Origin of the sequence: Tsukamurella hominis (assembly GCF_965137015.1) — a bacterium.
Classification (GTDB): domain Bacteria; phylum Actinomycetota; class Actinomycetes; order Mycobacteriales; family Mycobacteriaceae; genus Tsukamurella; species Tsukamurella hominis.
Genome location: NZ_CBCRZG010000014.1, coordinates 87,924 through 103,342, shown reverse-complemented (window position 1 = coordinate 103,342; position 15,419 = coordinate 87,924). Strand labels below are relative to the sequence as shown.

The following is a 15,419-nucleotide window of genomic DNA, read 5'->3' as shown; positions in this document are numbered from 1 at the left end:
ATCCCCAGTTGACGGAGCAGCGTGGTGCTGGCTCGGGGAGGCGAGACGCGCGACGGACGCCGAGGAAGACGGATCGTTGGTGTGTTCGACGATCCGACAGGGTGAAGAACACGGGCCCGCTGGTCGGCGCTGTCCACGGGGAGTTGATCGCACGGTGAACGGGGAGAACATGAACGAGCTTCGGCAGCCGGCGTTCGACGAGCTGGCAGACGACGACCAGGTGGCGGCCCTGGCCGCGGTTGAGCGCGTGATCGCGCGTAGTGCCCGACCGGCGTCGTCGCCTCCTCGGCCGGACCTGGCCGCGGTCGAGCGGATCACCCGGGTGCTCAACCAGGAGGACGACGAGTTTGACGTCGACGCGGTGCCGTGGCTTGCCAAGACGCCCGGGAGCTTTAACGTCAGCGGGTACGGCGCGCACCGGCCGGTGAAGGTGTTGCAGACCGAGAGGCTCTCTGCGGAGATCCGCGCGACGATCGACAACCTCGCCGCCGGCGGGTACACCGAACGCGTGTGGGCCGGTGCGGGGGACGTGGTGGTCGGCGCTCCGCACGGGAACCCACCGCCGACCCGCCGCTTCGCCATGCCCGAGGCGTCCCTGGACAAGGGGCTCGGCAGGGTCGGGAACGCGAAGCTCGTCTCGGTGGTGCTCGGCGCCGGAGGCCTCGGCGCGGTCATCGCGGCGATCTTCCTGCCGCTGGCGATCGCGGCCGGTGTCGGCGTCGCGGTCGCAGCGGTAGCGGTCCTGGTGACGGCGTGGCTCGGCGCTCTGCCGGAGCGGGCGGATCGGCCCACGCTGGCCAAGTACGCGCTGACGAGCGAGGACCGCGCGGCGATCGTCGCGGCGACGGTCGAGTTGCCGGCAGATTCCACCGAGATCCTGATCGCCCGGATGGCGGAAGACCTCGCGCAGCAGATCGAGGACTCGCCCGCGTGGAAGAGCGACTGGCTCGAGCTGCAGCGGGCGTCGTACTCGCCGCGCGCGGCGGCACAGGCCATCGCCGACGATGCCCGGGAGGTCGGGGTCGTCCGGCAGGGCTTCCTCAAGGCGGAGAAGGAATACGAGGGGAGTGCCGGGCCGGCACGGGACGCGGTGGAGCAGAACCTTCAATGGCTCGACTCGGTGCACCAGCAGGCGCTCGTGCAGCGGGTTGCAGCCATGTGGGTCTACCGCCGGCGGCTGGTCCACGTCGAGGAGGAGCTCGAGCAGATGCGGCAGCTCGAGGAGCTTGCCGGTTTCGACGACACGATGTCACAGCTCAACGCGAAGCTGGGCGTCGCGGCGCTCGACATGGATGCGATGAAGGCCAGGGTCGCCGAGCTCGACGCGCTGCGAGCGCAGCTGCGCCGCTACGTCAACGCGATGAACCAGACCCTCGCCCCCTCGTCGGGCGCCGAGCTGGTCCTCGAGGCGCCGCGGCCTACCGCCGAGAACGATGAGGCGGCCTCGTGAGCGGGCCGGCAATCGACGATGCCGCCGGGCTCGGCCCGAAGTACATCAGGGCGATGCGGCGAGGCCTCAAGGCGATGGAGTGCCCGGCGGGCACCAAGGTTCTCGTGACGGACAACTTCGTCGAGGACGTGCAGCGCGTGAGCGGAGACCGCGGGTACGACACCGCCCGGGGCGCCACCGGTGTGGTGGCCGCGAAGACGCTCCACCTCGCTGATGGGTCGCACCTGATCGTGGTGAACGCCGCTGTCGCGGACACGATGCGCGCGGCGCGGTTCGAGAGGCTGCTGGCGCACGAAACGGGGCACGTGCTGATCAATGAGCGCGGTGAGGTGCCCGCGGGGGTCAGCATGGCGCCTGAGTTCGGGGAGCCGGCGCTGCGGGCTCTCGCCGCGGCGTCGCTCGACGAGTACCGGGCCGAGGCCGCGGTGTGCCGGCGCGGCCTCGGCCCCGATCCCGGGGTATCGGCAGAGGACGCCGGCGACACAGCGGCACATCTGAACCTGGATGTCTGCGAGGCGGTGGTGACGCCGGAGGGCGGGAATGATCCCGTCGCGTTCGCGGCGGCGATCCTGAGCGCGCAGAACTGGTCGTCGGTCAAGCTCGCCTACCTCGCGGCCGCGGTCAATAGCGGAGAGCTTCCGGGCGGGGTCGAGGACCTGCCGGCCGAGCATCGGGCGGACTGGGACGACTACATCGCTCCGACGTGGGAAGCCCGGCTGGCTGCGTATCTGGCGGTGCCGGATGCGCTGGAACCGATGAGCGCGACCGCGTTGACCGCGGCGGTGGATCGGCTCGCTGGCGTGGAGCGAAACTGCTTGCGGTCGATGGGATTCGAATACCGGATCGACGGTGCGGAGGTCGGGTTCTACCGGACCGGCGCGGACGCGCTGTTCATGGATCGGATGGACCGGGCGCGGGAAGAGCTGGCGCGAATCCATGCCGCCGATGACGATGGTGCGGTGGATCGGGCCTGACTGCTCAGCTGAATTCGGGCTCCTGCTGGGAGAGGTAGGGCTGAGGGTCAGCCCCGGCGGCCGCAAACCGGCCAGGCGCCGATGCCTTGCGACTTGAGGACCCGCTCGGCGACGCGGATCTGCTCGGCGCGGGAGGCCTGATGGGGGAGGCCCTGGCCGCCGTGGGAGCGCCACGTGGAGGGGAGGAACTGCAGGCCGCCGTAGTAGCCGTTGCCCGTGTTCGTGGACCAGTTTCCGCCGCTCTCGCAGGCCGCGACGGCGTCCCAGTTGACGGTGTCGGCGGTCGCGGTGCCGGCGCCCAAGGTGATCGAGAGCGCGGCGAATGCGGTCGTGACGGTGATGGTGGTGCGGGTGCGGAGCTTCATCGGTTTCAACCTCTCGGTGCGTTTCGCGTGTGTGCCTCTTGGCGCTGACTGGCCAGGGGCGACAGGCGTCGCTGGGGTCTGAACCACGCCTGCATGTAGCCGGAACTACATGCAGGGGAAGGTATATGGAGTCCGTGACTCGTAGGGGTTTGGATACGCGCTGCCCTCGTCGCACGCCTGGTGAGTGAGCTATTTGCTCATGGCTGCGCCTGCAGCGAGGGTGTCCCCGACCTGCCTTGGTTGACCGGGCGGCTCGGAACGTCGGGGCGCCGCGGCGGCCGCTCCCGGGGCTACTGCTCCGGGTGGTCCGAGAGGTGCTGGTCGATGATCCCGCGAACGTACTTGGAGGTCCTCATGCCGGATGCTGCGGCGAGCGCGTCGAGGCGTTGGCGGGTCTTAACCGGGAGGCGCACGGTCATGTTCGGCGACGTGTCTGCTCCGGGCCCGCCCATCGGCTTGCCGCCGGGGATCAGGTTCTGCGCGCGATCTCGCGCGGCCTTGTTGGACGCCACGTAGGGGATCGTACATGCCTTGCATACTCGAAGAGAAGCCCTTGACCGCGTCGAGTATGCAAGGCATACTCGAATGCGAGACTTCCGCGAAGTACCACTGCGACCAAAAACGGCTAGCGCCAAGGGGAAACGATGACTACGACCACCACCCACGCCGTCGACTTCATGGACGCGATCACCGCGATCGCCAAGACCCACGGCATGACGCCCTGCTACGACAGCGGACCCGCCCTGGACGGCAGGCTTCTGGTGTTCGGCGACGAAAAGCATTGCGACGACTACCTCCACGGACGCGGTGTGCTCGGACGGCGGATCGAGATCGCCTTCACCACCCGCGGCGCGATCGAGACCGCGCGCGAGACGATCGACGACAAGGAGACCGCTCGCGTCCCCGCCGGCGGCGACATCGGAACACGTCTGCTGCGAGTGCTGCAGCTCTTCGACGACCCGCGGTGAGCACCGACCACCTGCGGCCCGGCCGATCTGACGTACGCCACGCGGGCCGCCGCATCGCTCACGGGCTGGTGTGGTGGGCGGAACGGCAACCGGGCAGGCGACCTATGGTGGGCGGAGAAGGCCGTCGCCAAGCCCTGGGGGCGGTCCGCGCGAACGACACCGTGCTGGGGCAGGCGGACGTGCACCAAGACAGCACCAATCACCCGATGAGGGGAGCGCGATCTTGACGACGGCTACGAACGCTGCACGCACGGTGGGGCCGGGCGTTGCTCTACGCGCGATCAAGGACTGGCGCGAGGAGCTGGTGTTCCTGCGGGTGCGACCGAAAGGGGCCCCACGAGACGTCGAGGTGGCATCGCACCCCCTGCTCGGACTCATCGCCCGATGCGGCGGCAGCGCCGATCTGGTCAACGAAATGATGGACCGGTGGTGGTCCGTTCCCGAGGTGCTCAGCCGACCGCTGCAGGTGAACGGACTTCCGTATCAGGTGTGGGTGCCGGTGGCCCTCGGCCCGGACGCTGCGGACTTGGCGGCGACGGTTCTTGTTCCCGCTGATCCGACCAACAAGATGGTGCCCTACATCGGTGAGGTGCACCCGACGATGCAGGACGCGGCGAACGCCGCGGCGGCGGCAAACGCGGCTGCGGGCCTGCCGGAAACGATCGCCGACGTCGTGCTCGAGGCATACACGGCCGGGGTCGCGCTGGAGTGGAAGCCGCCGACGATGGAGGGGATGCTGGCGCCGACGACGGAGGGCGAGGTGCTGTCGGCAGAGGCGGTCGCTGGGCGCGTCAAGGGCGGCGTCTTCCTCCTCGATCACGCTCTGGACGGACGCGTGGAGGCGATCCGCGGTTCGGCGTTGAGCGCTGATGCTCAGGCGGAGCTGGTGGCGAAGGCGGAGGTCGCCACCGAAGCTTCGCGGAGCGCGTTGCGAGCCGACGCCGCCAGGCCGGCGGTCGGCTCGGACCAGCCGTCCGAAGCCGCGGTCAAGGAGGCCCAGGTGGTCATCGAGCGGACCCAGATCGACCTGGATCTCCTCGTCGTAGGCGCTCGGGATCTCGCCTCGCTGATGCCGACGTACCTGAAAGTGGCACGGCTTCAGCTGGCGCACCTGGCAACCCTCGATGACATCCGCCGAGGTACCGCGTACGAGTGGCTGGACAACCCCGGCATCAAGAAGGTCATCGACCAGCGCCTCGAGTCGAAGGTCATCTCCGAGGAGTACCGGGAGGAGATGGAACAGACGAAGGCGATGATCGAGTCGACGACGACAGAGGAATGTGTCAGGCGAACAACGCAATTGATCACCTCCTGTGCATCGGCGGTCGCTCGCGTGTACCGGTTCGCAGCGGATCACCCGGACACGATGATCGGCGAGATGCTGAGCGACGATCCGGGCGCCGACGCGACGAGGCTGCTCGCGATGCGCGGGCGCAAGGTGCTCTGCGAGGCGGATGAGGCCTTCCTGCGAGATCGGCACGCCCGGGTGGGTGTCCTCACCGATGGTCTCGATACACAATCACCGACCGGGGAGGACGAGGGCTGATCCGGCGGGGCCTGGGATCTGAGGTTGACCCGGCTTAGCCGCGGCGGTTGAGCCGGCGCGCTTCCCGCTCGAACACGGCGAGCTTGTGCTGGGCCAAGCGGTCGGCGTCGACGCCGGTCAGCGGGTTGCCGTGCCGGTCGCGATAGATGACCCGGCGGTCGAAGTGGATGCCGAACCAGGCGAACAGCGCACCGGCGGCGCCAGCGATCCCGGCGCCGGCCCAGAGGCCCTCGATGGCCAGGATGACCGCCAGGCCCACGAACACGAGCAGCATGCCCGTCAGGGCGAGACGAGCCCTGCGTTTGCTGGCGCGCGCCCGCACGATGCGGCTGCGGCGGTCGGAGTCGTCGTTCATGGTGGGACCTCGCTTCCTCGTCGAGATGACGCTGCGGAGGGCGCCCCGGAGCGGGTGGGCCTTCCACGGAATCGGTTGCAAATCTTGCGGAAAATCTTGCAGAGCGGCGAATAGTGCCAGGTCGTGGCTCCGGTTACGCGCCCTTGGCTCGATTGCGGTGGTGGCGGTTGGCTCGCTCGATCGCCCGCTCCAAAGAGCGATGCGTCGATACCCGGACGTAGCGTGGACTCCACCCACCTCGGGCCCAGCTGTCCGGTCGCCGCTCAACGAACCTCAGGTCGTAGTCGGGCCTGAGCGGCCCGGGGTGCATCTCGATCCGGTAGGACGTGCCGCCGTCGAGTTCGGCGACCCACAGGCCATTGGTCCGCTGCTCGAACTGCAACTTGATCATCTTCCTGCTCCCTTGTTGGCCCGGCGAGGGGTGAGTCGGAGGTGTCAGCCGCGCGAGACAACACCGCCTACGCGGCGGCGTAGGCGGTGAAGGTGTAGGTGGTGTCCTCGACGTCGGAGCCGCTGATGATCACGGTCAGGCGCGAGTACTCCGGGGTGGTCTCGAGGTGGCCGGTGAGGGCGTAGCGCTCGATGTGGCCGGCGCCGAAGTTGGCGATGGTCCACATGACCATGCCCCAGTCGGTGCTGGTCTCGCGGCCGCAGTAGCGGGCGGTGTCGCAGTCCCACACCGAGGTCTCCTCGGTCCACTCTGCCGACTCGAACTGCGTGATGTTGGCGAACACGGCGGCGGCGGTCGTGAGGTTCTCGGTGGTGATGGTGCTCATGTCGGCCTCCTGGATCGGTGGTCAGGAGTGCCGTGTCGGCGCTCCGATCATTCGAGTATGCCTTGCATACTCGACGTTGACAAGCGAATGATCGTTATAAGTAGCACCGCGGCGATGGGGATGTATGATCGCTAAATGAATCACCAGTGGTCCTGGGCGGTAGACGCCGGCGCGCTCGGCCAGGCGGTCCGCAGTGCCCGCCTGGCGCGGCAGCTGCAGCAAGCCGACCTCGCCGAGCGCCTCGGTGTCAGCCGGATGACGATCTCCAGGCTCGAGCGCGGAGGCCCGGTGTCGGTCGACACCGCGGTGAGGGCACTGGCCGAATGCGGCGCCGCCCTCGCCGTGGTCCCGAAGTTCGCGCGGATCGAAGTAGCGTCCGCCGATGAGTAGGCACGGGGCGGAGCCGCTGGATGTCTGGCTCTACGGTCGCCGACTGGCGCGCGTGTCCGCGCGCAGCTCGGTCCACTACCAGCTCAAATTCAGCGACGAGGCACTGGACACATACGGCGCGGGCCGGCGAATCCTCTCGCTCGCGCTACCGGTGTCCTCGCGCGCCTACCGCGACACCGCCGGCGGCCGGCTGCCGGTGCGGCACTTCCTCGACGGGTTGCTCCCGGAGGGCAATCTGCGCACGCAGCTCGCACGAACGCAGCGGGTCTCCCCGCACGATCTGATGCCGTTGCTGGCGTCCGTCGGTGGCGACTGCGCCGGCGCGGTGCAGTTCCTGCGAGCCGACGCACCGCGGCCCCGGCCGCGGGTACGCGAGCTCACGCCGAGGCAGCTGTCGCAGATGGTCGCGGACCTGCCGACCTTCCACCTGCCCGAGGGGGCGGTGATGCAGGCGTCGCTGGCCGGTGTGCAGGACAAGGTGCTGGTGACCGACCTCGGGGGCGGCCGATGGGGCCTGCCCGAGGGCGGAGCGGCGTCGACGCACATCATCAAGCCGGAACCGCTGCACGGTGCGCTCCCGAATCTGGTTGTCGCGGAAGACTGGGCGCTGCGCGTGGCCTCCCGGGCCGGGCTTCCAGCTGCGCGCTCGCGGCTCGAGCAGTTCGACGGCCGGCGGGCGATCGTGCTCGAGCGCTACGACCGGGACGCGGCCGGTGCGCGGATCCATCAGGAGGACTTCTGCCAAGCCCTGGGGCTGGGCGTCGACGACAAGTACGAAGCGGAAGCTGAGGCCCGCGCCAGCGGGTCGCGGCTCTCGCGCGTAGTCGCAGCCGCGGCAGGACAGGCTGAGGACCCGATGGCGCTGCGCTCCTCGCTGCTTTCGGCGGTGACCTACAACGTCGTCGTCGGGAACGGGGACGCCCACTCGAAGAACTATTCGGTGCTGATCGGCGAGCACGGCGAGGTGTCGTTGGCGCCGCTGTACGACGTGGCGCCGGTGATGTACATGAACCCGATCTACCGCAGCACCGGCCACGTGATCAACGGACAGACCCGCATCGGTTCCGTGGACACCGACGACCTGGTCGCCGAGGCCCAGTCCTGGGGTATGCCGGCCGAGCTGGCGCGCCGGACCGTCGAGGAGACGGTCGAGCGGACCCGGGAGGCGATCGCCGACACCGACGTGCCCGACGAGCTCGCGGAGATGCGCGAGAACCTCGACGCAGCGCTGGCACAGCGCTGGCCCGCCCGGGCGCCCGCCGACGGCGCGGCTCCGCCGCGACCCACGGACGCGGCCGACACCGGCGCACCCTCTTCGGCGGCAGGCGAGGCCGGACGCTGCGGTGCACCCCGCGCGGCCGACGGTCAGCCGTGCCGCCGCCGCGTCGGGGACCACGGCTGTCCGTACCACCCTCCGGTCGAGCGGCGCGGCTACTGACGCTCCCCTTGGGGTGCGCCCGCTAAGTGGACGCACGGCGTCCGAACTCCTACTGTGGCGATTGCGCCTGACCGCGGCGCCCAGTCACCGGAGAATGACCCACGCCCCGCCCGGCGTCGGCCCCGGACACAGAGCTGGTTGAAGGTCTCAGGGGGATCGGTCGACTTCGACACGCCTTCCGGCGGCCGAGGGCGGTCGGTCGCACCAACGGAAAGGTGGTGACCGGTCCCATGACCCGCACCTCAAACATCACCCGCGCCGCTCGGCGTATCCGCGACACCCACGCGATCCAGCTCACCGCCGCCAAGGCGATCGCCCAGGCGCTCCACGCCCGAGGCTGGCTCTACGACGACCAGGACAACCGCGAGGACGAGGTCCGTGCCGCCGTGGCATTCGCCCGATCCAAGGGAGGACGGATCACCCAGGCGGAGGCCGATGCTGCGTTCGCACAGGGGCGCGTCACTCAGGCCGGCGCCTCGGACGAGCCTTCGGGCATCGTCGACGACGCCCAGGCGATGCTCGCTCAGCACGCCGAGACGAGGAGCGTGCTCTACCTCGGACCGCGGGATGAGGCCCGTGCTGCGATGTTCAGCGACTTCGACGGCACCGTCGAGAGCTACGACACCGCCCCCGGCACGACGGAGGCGCACGAGCAGTTCCTCACCCGCCTTCGCGATCTCCTCGAGCCGCGCCTGACCGCGCCCAGCTCGGACGACCAGGAAGTCCTCGTGCTCATCGACGCCCAGGCTCGGATCGACCAGTACCTGCGCGACGTCGGGCCGCGCCGCGAAGAGGACGCGGCCACGCTCAATCGCGCGATGCTGTACGGCCGCAAGGCGAATGTGCAGATGTACGTCGGCACCGATCTCGCCGGCGAACCGTCCGACGAGATGCGCCGCGCCCTGACCCGTCGGTGGAGCATCGACGATGACGGGCACATCGTGAGCGAGGATGTGCCGGTGCCGGCGCGGGTCTCCCTTGGCACTCCGGATCCCAGCGAGATCGCCCGCCTGTACGGATCGTCGCCGGGCGGGATGGTCGCGTTCTGGCAGGGCATCGCGGAGGACGACCCGACTCGCCACGACTCCATGCCGTCGCAGTCGCGGATCGGCGAAGGGCCGCACCCCATGCAGACCGGTCGTGGCGGAGGTCCCAAGCCGCTGAACCCGGTTGTCGTCGCCGTCACGCTCGCCCTCCATAACGCGGCCGAGGGGATCCTGGTTGTTGCGTCGCGCGAACTCCAGCTCGGGCAGGACTCGCGGGTGTCCACTGTTGAACCCGACCGTGCGGTGGCCACGCTCAGCACGTTCCTCGACCACCGAAGCCGGGAGCACTCTCGCCCGGCGCTCGTCGCCGTGGATGAATCCGCCGCGACATCGGCGCTGTTCACCGCCATCTACGACATGCGCGAGGTCCTGCACGCGACGAACACCTACCTGACCTGGAGCGGCGGCATCCCAGGAGCGCTCGGCGCAGGCCGTGGCTTCGCGATGAAGACCCTGGCCGGCGCCGGTGGGGATTCCGCCCCCGCCGGCGCCCCGGAGGAGCGTCACGTGGAGGTCATCCGCGAGCGCCACGCACGGTGGGCAGAAGCCAGGGGTGCGGAGACCCTGCGCGCGGAGATCGGTACGACCGCCGACGGTGGGCCCGCAACGGTGGACCTCGGGCCGAACACCCCGGCGCTGTGGTGCTTCACCGGTCCGGGCACGACCAACGCGCTCGACACCGCCGTGACGGCCCTCGCATACGGCTACGGCCCGGAGCGGGTCCGGTTCATTCGTGTCGCCGCGGCCAGGCCCACGCCGGTCGCGGCGGCGTTCGTGCACCCCGAGGTCGATGCGCCGCTGGGTGTCGACGACGTTGACGACACGGCTCGGCTGAAGGTCGTGATCGAGGCGGACCTGCGCTCCCGGGCGGAGCTGCGCCGATCTGGAGAATCGGTGCGCGAGGCAGTAGGCGAGCTCGTCGTCGTCGTCGACGACTACGCAGGCGCGAGCGCCGCAGCGAAGAGGCAGATCGACGACATTCTCTCGCAGATCGGACGCGTGGGGCGCTCAGAAGGAGTGCGGGCCCTGATCGGCGGTATCCCACGGTCGGGGACGGATGCTCTCTGGAGTTCGCTGAGCGTGCAGGTGACGCTGGAGCGCGGTGACGACGGCGCCTACAGCGGGACCATCACCGACCGCGAGGGGGCATTCACTCCCCACTACGCCAATGCGGCGGCGCAGCGCGGAATGCGTGCGGAGGTCGTCCTCGCCGCCGCGGACCAGGAGAGGCGCGCCCTGTAGGAGGTCCTGCAGGGCGGGCCGAGCAGGTGGGGTCGGGCCGGTGCGCACGGTAATCCCCGGCGGCGGCAGGTTGGCCATATGCTGTGGACGGCCCGCGAGAATCACCCGGCACGCGCTCGATGAAGCGTTGATGTCCCAGTGATTTCCCTCGCGGGCCCTTCATCTTCTCAGGTGTGAGACTGCTAGTTCGCGCTGGTGAGACGGGTCTTCCGATAGGCGGCGATGGCGGCGTAGGGGATCCGGCCGGCGGGTGCGACGGGATAGCCGTTGGCGGCTGCCCAGCTCCGGACGAGGGGCGCTTCGTCGGGAGTGAGTGCGAGTTCGGGGTGGGACTGCGTGGGGTGCTTGCGGCCGCCGGTGCGCCTGGCTTCGGGGATCCAGGTGCCGAGCTCGGTCCGGAGTTGCTGCGCATGTGCGCTGTTCAGATCGATTTCGTAATGCTGCCCGTCGAGCATGAAGTCGATGGTCTCGATGCTCTCGCTGGGGGTGTGGTCGAGGTCGTCAACGAGTTGGGTCTGGGTCACCTTGGTCATGCGTGCGGGCTTCCTCTCGTTGTCGGTGAGCGCGGCGGGGTGGTGCGCGCCGGGGGTGGGGTGATGGTGTCAGGTGCGGCGCGGTTGTGGGTGTTTGACGCGCAGGGCGCCGTATTTGAATGATTTTTGTCGAGACTTAAAAGGAATAGTTGCGCCGAGTTAGTGGCGTGTGTCATCGTGTGTGAGACTCGTTTGAACGACTATTTTTCGTCCGGGGAAGGGTGGCGTCGATGACGACGACGGTGCGCGACATGCTCGACAGACAGGAACTCGCCCGACAGATCGCGGTGTTACGCGGCCGTGCTCCCCAGATTGCGGGCCACGCGCCCTGCAAGAGAGGCACGGGCAGGACCGTCGCGCTGGAGATCGAATCCGCCGCGGAGACCATCTTCGGCGGCTGCCGCCGATCGCGCCATGAGCCGAAGGAAACGACGCGCCCTGGCCGTAAGGAGTTGAGGCGGAAGCAGGAAATGCTCTCTGTCCAGCGAGCGCTGTACCAAGAGCGGGCCGCGAGCCTGTGCGCCGCGTGCCCGATCCGCCGCGAGTGCTACGACCTCGCAGTCAAGGCCAAGGTCACCGGCGCTGCCGCCGGGCTCATCATGGTGAACGGTAGCACCTACGAAGAGCGGTCACGTCATAGGCTGGCCTCGTAACTCGATGATGGCGAGCCGAAGGGGCGCGAGGGGCAAATGCAGCAGCAGTGGGCCGCGCAGCAGCGTGGAGCGATGACCGAAGCCGAGCAATGGTTCGACACCGCAGTCGGGTACACGACCGTACGGCGTGACACCGAGTCGAACCCGGACGCCGCGCGCCAGGCGTTCAAGCAGGCGACCGAGCTGGACCCGGACATGTGCGACGCCTGGATGGGGCTCGCCAAGGTCGGCGTCGTCACCACAGAGACGATCTGGAACATCTACCGGTGCAGGGCCAGCCTGGGGGAGCAGTGCGAACGGGCCATGCTGCCATACGACGCGCTCGGATTCCTGTTCCCCACCGGAGTGCTGACCGTTTCGGCACCGGCGCACACCGCAGAGGACGTGGAAGTCGCCCTGGCCGCGGTCTACGCATACCCGGAGCTGTTCCACGGACACGAGACGCCGGACTACTCCGAAGCGGAGCGCGTCCTGATCCACGTACTCGAGGTGCTGGGCCCGCCGCTGAAGACGAGCGAGCCGAACACCGTGCAGCACAACATCTTGGCACGGTCGCGGGCACAGGCCGCACTCGTCCTCGCCGGCATCTACAGCACGACCGAACGGTGGACCGACGTCCTGACCCTGCCGGGCCGAGCGGACGTCACCGACTGGGGCCACCCGATGTACGACGCCGCGATGCGGCTGCTCATCGCGTTCGCCTACGCCCGACTCGGATCCTCCCAGGAAGCCAAGACCCGCCTCGCCGAGCTCGAGGACTACGCGGCCAACAACGAGGACCCACAGCTGGTGCGCGACCTCGCGTTCGTGCGCGTGCCCGTAATGGAAGGCCTCGGCTACATGGAGCGGGCCCTCGGCAACGAAGAGGCCGCCGTCGAGATCTTCACCCGGCTCTACAACGCCAACCCCCAGCGGCTGGACTACCGCGACACGGCCAGCGACCCCGAAGCCAAGCTCAAGACGGTCACCCCCGAGGCGATCGAATCGCGCACCGACCGATGGGACCCGGCGACCGCGATCGACGAGGACGACCGGGAGGAATCTGAGGCGGATGCCGCCGCGCGGGCCGCCTGCTACGCGCGGACCATGGACAAGCTCGACGCCACCGTCGGCTTGGTGGACCTCAAAGACGATATCCGGCGCAAGAACGCCTCAATCCGGCGGCGTCGTGGACGCGCGGACCGTCGCCGCAGTGCGGGGCACGATGCCCCGACCCTCATCGACGACAACCACGCGATCCTGGCCGGCCCTCCGGGAACCGGTAAGACCACGGTCGCAGAGGTCTACATCGAATCGCTCTACGGCCTGGGTGTACTGCCGACCCCGAAACTGGTTGTGGCGAACAGGGACAAGCTGGTCGCCGGCTACGTAGGGCAGACCGCGGGCAAGACCACTGCCGTGCTCGAGTCGGCCCGCGGCGGAGGCCTGCTGATCGACGAGGCATACGCACTGAGCGAAGGCGGCGAGAACGACTTCGGCAAGGAGGCGATCGCGACGCTGATCGACCACATGGAGCGTCCCGAGAACCGGAATTCGATGGTCGTGATGATCGCGGGATACCCCGACCGGATCCAAGGCTTCCTGCAGTCCAACCCAGGCTTGCAGGGCCGGTTCAGCAAGACCCTGGAATTCCCCTCCTACACCGCCGACGAGCTGACCGAGATCGCAACCCGATTCGCCGATGACGGAGCGGTCACCCTCGCCGACGACGCCCTGGAACTGCTGCGGTCTGTGTGCGAGACGCTGACCCTCAGCCCCTACGTCAGCAGCACCGGCGAAACACCCATCAATGCAGCCAACAACGCCCGGTGGATCCGCAAGGTCGTCAACGACGTGATCGACGAACAGGCCCTGCGCCTCGACGACGCCGGCGTCGACCCGGACGACCCCAACGACGAGTCCCTGGACCGAATCGAGCTGATCGACATGCGGAACGCACTGCGCCGCAAGGTCCGCGAAATCCCCGGCTTCGCCCCCGGGCAGCTGGTCTTCCCTCAGCTGAACTAGAACCAAGGCCGCACTAGTAGTGAATACCGCTCCAGTAGAGAAGGATTCGTAGATGCCGTTCCGGATGACCTCACGTCCGCAGCTGAGCGGGTTCTTCTGGTGGCGCCGCCGCGCCGAACACGCGGTGATGCGCCACGAGACCGACATGTGGGACGACCCCTCGAAGTTCCAGGCGGACCGGCAGCTGATCTCGTTCGTGATCGCCGCGCTGGTCTGCGCCGGCTGCCTGGTGATGGCCTTCTTCCGGCCCCAGGGCACGATCGGCAACGCGAAGATCGTCGAAGCCCGCGGCACCGGAGAGCTGTACGTGATGGTCAACGGGCGGCTGGACCGCGTGGAGAACCTAGCGTCGGCGCGGCTGATCATCGGCTCAGCGGACAAGCCCCAGCAGGTCACCGCAGCGGCGATTGCGAGCAAGCCGCAAGGCCCGCGAGTGGGGATCCTCGGCGCGCCGAGCCTGATGTCGCCCAACCCGTCGGACGACTCGACGTGGTCGGTGTGCGACGAGTACCAGAGCGGCGCCGCGTCACCGCTGGACCCCAACACGGGTCTCCCGACACTCGACGCGTCGGCGGTGATCACGACCGCCATCGGTGGGCCGCTGAAGATCTCGGCCGACACCGCCACCAAGATCAACCCGGGCGCCGCACGGGTGATGACCTTCGCCAACACCACGTGGCTGGTGTACCCGAAGGCGGACGGCACCGTGGTGCGGGCGCAGTTCGACCTCAACAACGCGGGTGTCGCGACCGCACTGGGGATCGATCGGTCGACGCAGATGGTGCCGATGTCACGCGGCCTGTTCAACGCGATCCCCGCGGCGCCGGCGCTCACCGTGCCGACGATCCCGGACGCCGGCGCGGTGCCAGGGTTCAAGATCGCGACGCCAGGAGTGAAGGTCGGATCGGTGCTGTCGGTGCGCGACGTGCGAGGCGAGGAAGGTTTCTACGTCGTGCTGCGCAACGGCGTTCAGCAGATCCCGCTGGTGATGGCCTCGCTGATCCGCACCGGAAACTCGCAGGGCGCGACCCGCACGGCGGACGTCACCCCGGACGTGCTGGCCGATGTACCCCGTGTGGAGCCGCTCTCGACCGACAGCTACCCGACGAGCACGTCGAAGGTACTCGACGCTAAGGCTGCGCCCGTGACGTGCTTTACATGGACGCAGAACGGCAACCAGCCGGTCGCGGTGACCGCCGTGCTGGCCGGGCAGAGCCTGCCGCTGACGGACAGCCAGCGCAAGTCCGCGTTCGACCTGGTCACCGCGGACAAGTCCAAGGGAGTCGTCGCCGACCGGGTGTATGTGCCCGCGGACGGCGGCGGCCGGTATGTTCGCGCCGCACCTGCGCAGCCGGACACCATGGTCCGCGGGACCGGCTGGTGGATCGGATCGAACGGTGTGCGGTACGGCATCGCGCAGGACGAGGCCGCAGTCGGGAGTACTGCCGCGTCGACCGGTCAGCTCGATGCGACGGCGGCGGCGTTGGGTATCGGATCGCCGGTCCCGGCTCCGTGGCCGATCGTGAGCCTGTTCGCTGAGGGCCCGACACTGTCCAAGCAGGCCGCGGCGACTCAGCGTGACGGTGTCGACATCGACCGGGGCGCTGTTGCCCTTCCCACCACGCCGGCCGCGGCGGCCGGCAAATGACCACCATCAACCTGAACGGAGCTCGGCG

16 protein-coding genes are annotated in these 15,419 nt (G+C 68.9%); 10 read left to right on the top strand and 6 right to left on the bottom strand.

From position 1 onward, the window contains the following. Positions 1 to 79 precede the first annotated feature (79 nt). A complete protein-coding gene (locus ACM9LD_RS17230; protein ID WP_415677794.1) occupies positions 80 to 1,450 on the top strand; it encodes a hypothetical protein in 1,371 nt (456 codons plus the stop codon). Next, positions 1,447 to 2,424 (top strand): hypothetical protein, encoded by a 978-nt coding sequence (locus ACM9LD_RS17225; RefSeq protein WP_415677793.1) that lies wholly within the window; start codon positions 1,447 to 1,449, stop codon positions 2,422 to 2,424. The genes ACM9LD_RS17230 and ACM9LD_RS17225 overlap by 4 nt, the downstream gene beginning before the upstream one ends. A gap of 47 nt (positions 2,425 to 2,471) precedes the next feature. On the opposite strand, the gene ACM9LD_RS17220 is transcribed toward ACM9LD_RS17225, so the two are convergent. Further along, a complete protein-coding gene (locus ACM9LD_RS17220; protein WP_415677792.1) occupies positions 2,472 to 2,789 on the bottom strand; it encodes a transglycosylase family protein in 318 nt (105 codons plus the stop codon). A 290-nt stretch (positions 2,790 to 3,079) separates the two neighbouring features. Next, on the bottom strand, positions 3,080 to 3,301 hold the full coding sequence (locus ACM9LD_RS17215) for a hypothetical protein (protein ID WP_415677791.1): 222 nt from the start codon (positions 3,299 to 3,301) through the stop codon (positions 3,080 to 3,082). Positions 3,302 to 3,433: 132 nt separating this feature from the next. On the opposite strand from ACM9LD_RS17215, the gene ACM9LD_RS17210 reads away from it, so the two are divergent. After that, entirely contained in the window at positions 3,434 to 3,757 is a 324-nt protein-coding gene (locus tag ACM9LD_RS17210) for a hypothetical protein (protein ID WP_415677790.1), read from the top strand. A 223-nt stretch (positions 3,758 to 3,980) separates the two neighbouring features. After that, positions 3,981 to 5,303 carry a hypothetical protein gene (locus ACM9LD_RS17205; RefSeq protein ID WP_415677789.1) on the top strand — a complete coding sequence of 441 codons (1,323 nt, stop codon included), beginning with the start codon at positions 3,981 to 3,983 and terminating at the stop codon, positions 5,301 to 5,303. Between the two features lie 34 nt (positions 5,304 to 5,337). On the opposite strand, the gene ACM9LD_RS17200 is transcribed toward ACM9LD_RS17205, so the two are convergent. The 3 genes from ACM9LD_RS17200 to ACM9LD_RS17190 form a co-directional block, all read right to left on the bottom strand. Then, the gene (locus ACM9LD_RS17200; protein ID WP_415677788.1) at positions 5,338 to 5,658 is read right to left on the bottom strand and encodes a hypothetical protein; all 321 of its coding nucleotides are present in this window, start codon (positions 5,656 to 5,658) and stop codon (positions 5,338 to 5,340) included. Between the two features lie 133 nt (positions 5,659 to 5,791). Continuing rightward, entirely contained in the window at positions 5,792 to 6,049 is a 258-nt protein-coding gene (locus tag ACM9LD_RS17195) for a hypothetical protein (protein ID WP_415677787.1), read from the bottom strand. A 67-nt stretch (positions 6,050 to 6,116) separates the two neighbouring features. Continuing rightward, positions 6,117 to 6,434 carry a hypothetical protein gene (locus tag ACM9LD_RS17190; protein ID WP_415677786.1) on the bottom strand — a complete coding sequence of 106 codons (318 nt, stop codon included), beginning with the start codon at positions 6,432 to 6,434 and terminating at the stop codon, positions 6,117 to 6,119. Positions 6,435 to 6,569: 135 nt separating this feature from the next. Here ACM9LD_RS17190 and ACM9LD_RS17185 point away from each other — a divergent pair, with 135 nt between their 5' ends. The 3 genes from ACM9LD_RS17185 to ACM9LD_RS17175 all read left to right on the top strand — a co-directional run bounded on the left by ACM9LD_RS17185 (position 6,570) and on the right by ACM9LD_RS17175 (position 10,550). Then, positions 6,570 to 6,824: a helix-turn-helix transcriptional regulator gene (locus tag ACM9LD_RS17185; RefSeq protein ID WP_415677785.1), complete on the top strand. Its 255-nt coding sequence runs from the start codon at positions 6,570 to 6,572 to the stop codon at positions 6,822 to 6,824. After that, the gene (locus ACM9LD_RS17180) at positions 6,817 to 8,262 is read left to right on the top strand and encodes a type II toxin-antitoxin system HipA family toxin (protein WP_415677784.1); all 1,446 of its coding nucleotides are present in this window, start codon (positions 6,817 to 6,819) and stop codon (positions 8,260 to 8,262) included. The genes ACM9LD_RS17185 and ACM9LD_RS17180 overlap by 8 nt, the downstream gene beginning before the upstream one ends. 230 nt (positions 8,263 to 8,492) lie before the next feature. Then, positions 8,493 to 10,550: a hypothetical protein gene (locus tag ACM9LD_RS17175; RefSeq protein WP_415677783.1), complete on the top strand. Its 2,058-nt coding sequence runs from the start codon at positions 8,493 to 8,495 to the stop codon at positions 10,548 to 10,550. 182 nt (positions 10,551 to 10,732) lie between these two features. Here the strand turns inward: ACM9LD_RS17175 and ACM9LD_RS17170 are convergent, their stop codons facing one another. Next, a complete protein-coding gene (locus ACM9LD_RS17170) occupies positions 10,733 to 11,083 on the bottom strand; it encodes a histone-like nucleoid-structuring protein Lsr2 (RefSeq protein WP_415677782.1) in 351 nt (116 codons plus the stop codon). A gap of 230 nt (positions 11,084 to 11,313) precedes the next feature. Between ACM9LD_RS17170 and ACM9LD_RS17165 the strand changes: the two genes are divergently transcribed. From ACM9LD_RS17165 to eccB, 3 genes are all read left to right on the top strand, one after another. Beyond that, a complete protein-coding gene (locus ACM9LD_RS17165; RefSeq protein ID WP_415677781.1) occupies positions 11,314 to 11,736 on the top strand; it encodes a WhiB family transcriptional regulator in 423 nt (140 codons plus the stop codon). Between the two features lie 72 nt (positions 11,737 to 11,808). Continuing rightward, entirely contained in the window at positions 11,809 to 13,743 is a 1,935-nt protein-coding gene (locus tag ACM9LD_RS17160) for an AAA family ATPase (protein WP_415677780.1), read from the top strand. A gap of 52 nt (positions 13,744 to 13,795) precedes the next feature. Next, positions 13,796 to 15,391, top strand: a complete 1,596-nt coding sequence (gene eccB, locus ACM9LD_RS17155; RefSeq protein ID WP_415677779.1) for a type VII secretion protein EccB — start codon at positions 13,796 to 13,798, stop codon at positions 15,389 to 15,391. Positions 15,392 to 15,419: the final 28 nt, after the last annotated feature.

Excerpts from the sequence above, each read along its gene's own strand:
- ACM9LD_RS17220 (WP_415677792.1), bottom strand. The coding sequence starts at position 2,789 with ATGAAGCTCCGCACCCGCACCACCATCACCGTCACGACCGCATTCGCC.
- ACM9LD_RS17200 (WP_415677788.1), bottom strand. The coding sequence starts at position 5,658 with ATGAACGACGACTCCGACCGCCGCAGCCGCATCGTGCGGGCGCGCGCC.
- ACM9LD_RS17160 (WP_415677780.1), top strand. The coding sequence starts at position 11,809 with ATGACCGAAGCCGAGCAATGGTTCGACACCGCAGTCGGGTACACGACC.
- ACM9LD_RS17190 (WP_415677786.1), bottom strand. The coding sequence starts at position 6,434 with ATGAGCACCATCACCACCGAGAACCTCACGACCGCCGCCGCCGTGTTC.
- ACM9LD_RS17170 (WP_415677782.1), bottom strand. The coding sequence starts at position 11,083 with ATGACCAAGGTGACCCAGACCCAACTCGTTGACGACCTCGACCACACC.
- ACM9LD_RS17185 (WP_415677785.1), top strand. The coding sequence starts at position 6,570 with ATGAATCACCAGTGGTCCTGGGCGGTAGACGCCGGCGCGCTCGGCCAG.
- ACM9LD_RS17195 (WP_415677787.1), bottom strand. The coding sequence starts at position 6,049 with ATGATCAAGTTGCAGTTCGAGCAGCGGACCAATGGCCTGTGGGTCGCC.
- ACM9LD_RS17210 (WP_415677790.1), top strand. The coding sequence starts at position 3,434 with ATGACTACGACCACCACCCACGCCGTCGACTTCATGGACGCGATCACC.
- ACM9LD_RS17175 (WP_415677783.1), top strand. The coding sequence starts at position 8,493 with ATGACCCGCACCTCAAACATCACCCGCGCCGCTCGGCGTATCCGCGAC.
- eccB (WP_415677779.1), top strand. The coding sequence starts at position 13,796 with ATGCCGTTCCGGATGACCTCACGTCCGCAGCTGAGCGGGTTCTTCTGG.
- ACM9LD_RS17165 (WP_415677781.1), top strand. The coding sequence starts at position 11,314 with ATGACGACGACGGTGCGCGACATGCTCGACAGACAGGAACTCGCCCGA.
- ACM9LD_RS17180 (WP_415677784.1), top strand. The coding sequence starts at position 6,817 with ATGAGTAGGCACGGGGCGGAGCCGCTGGATGTCTGGCTCTACGGTCGC.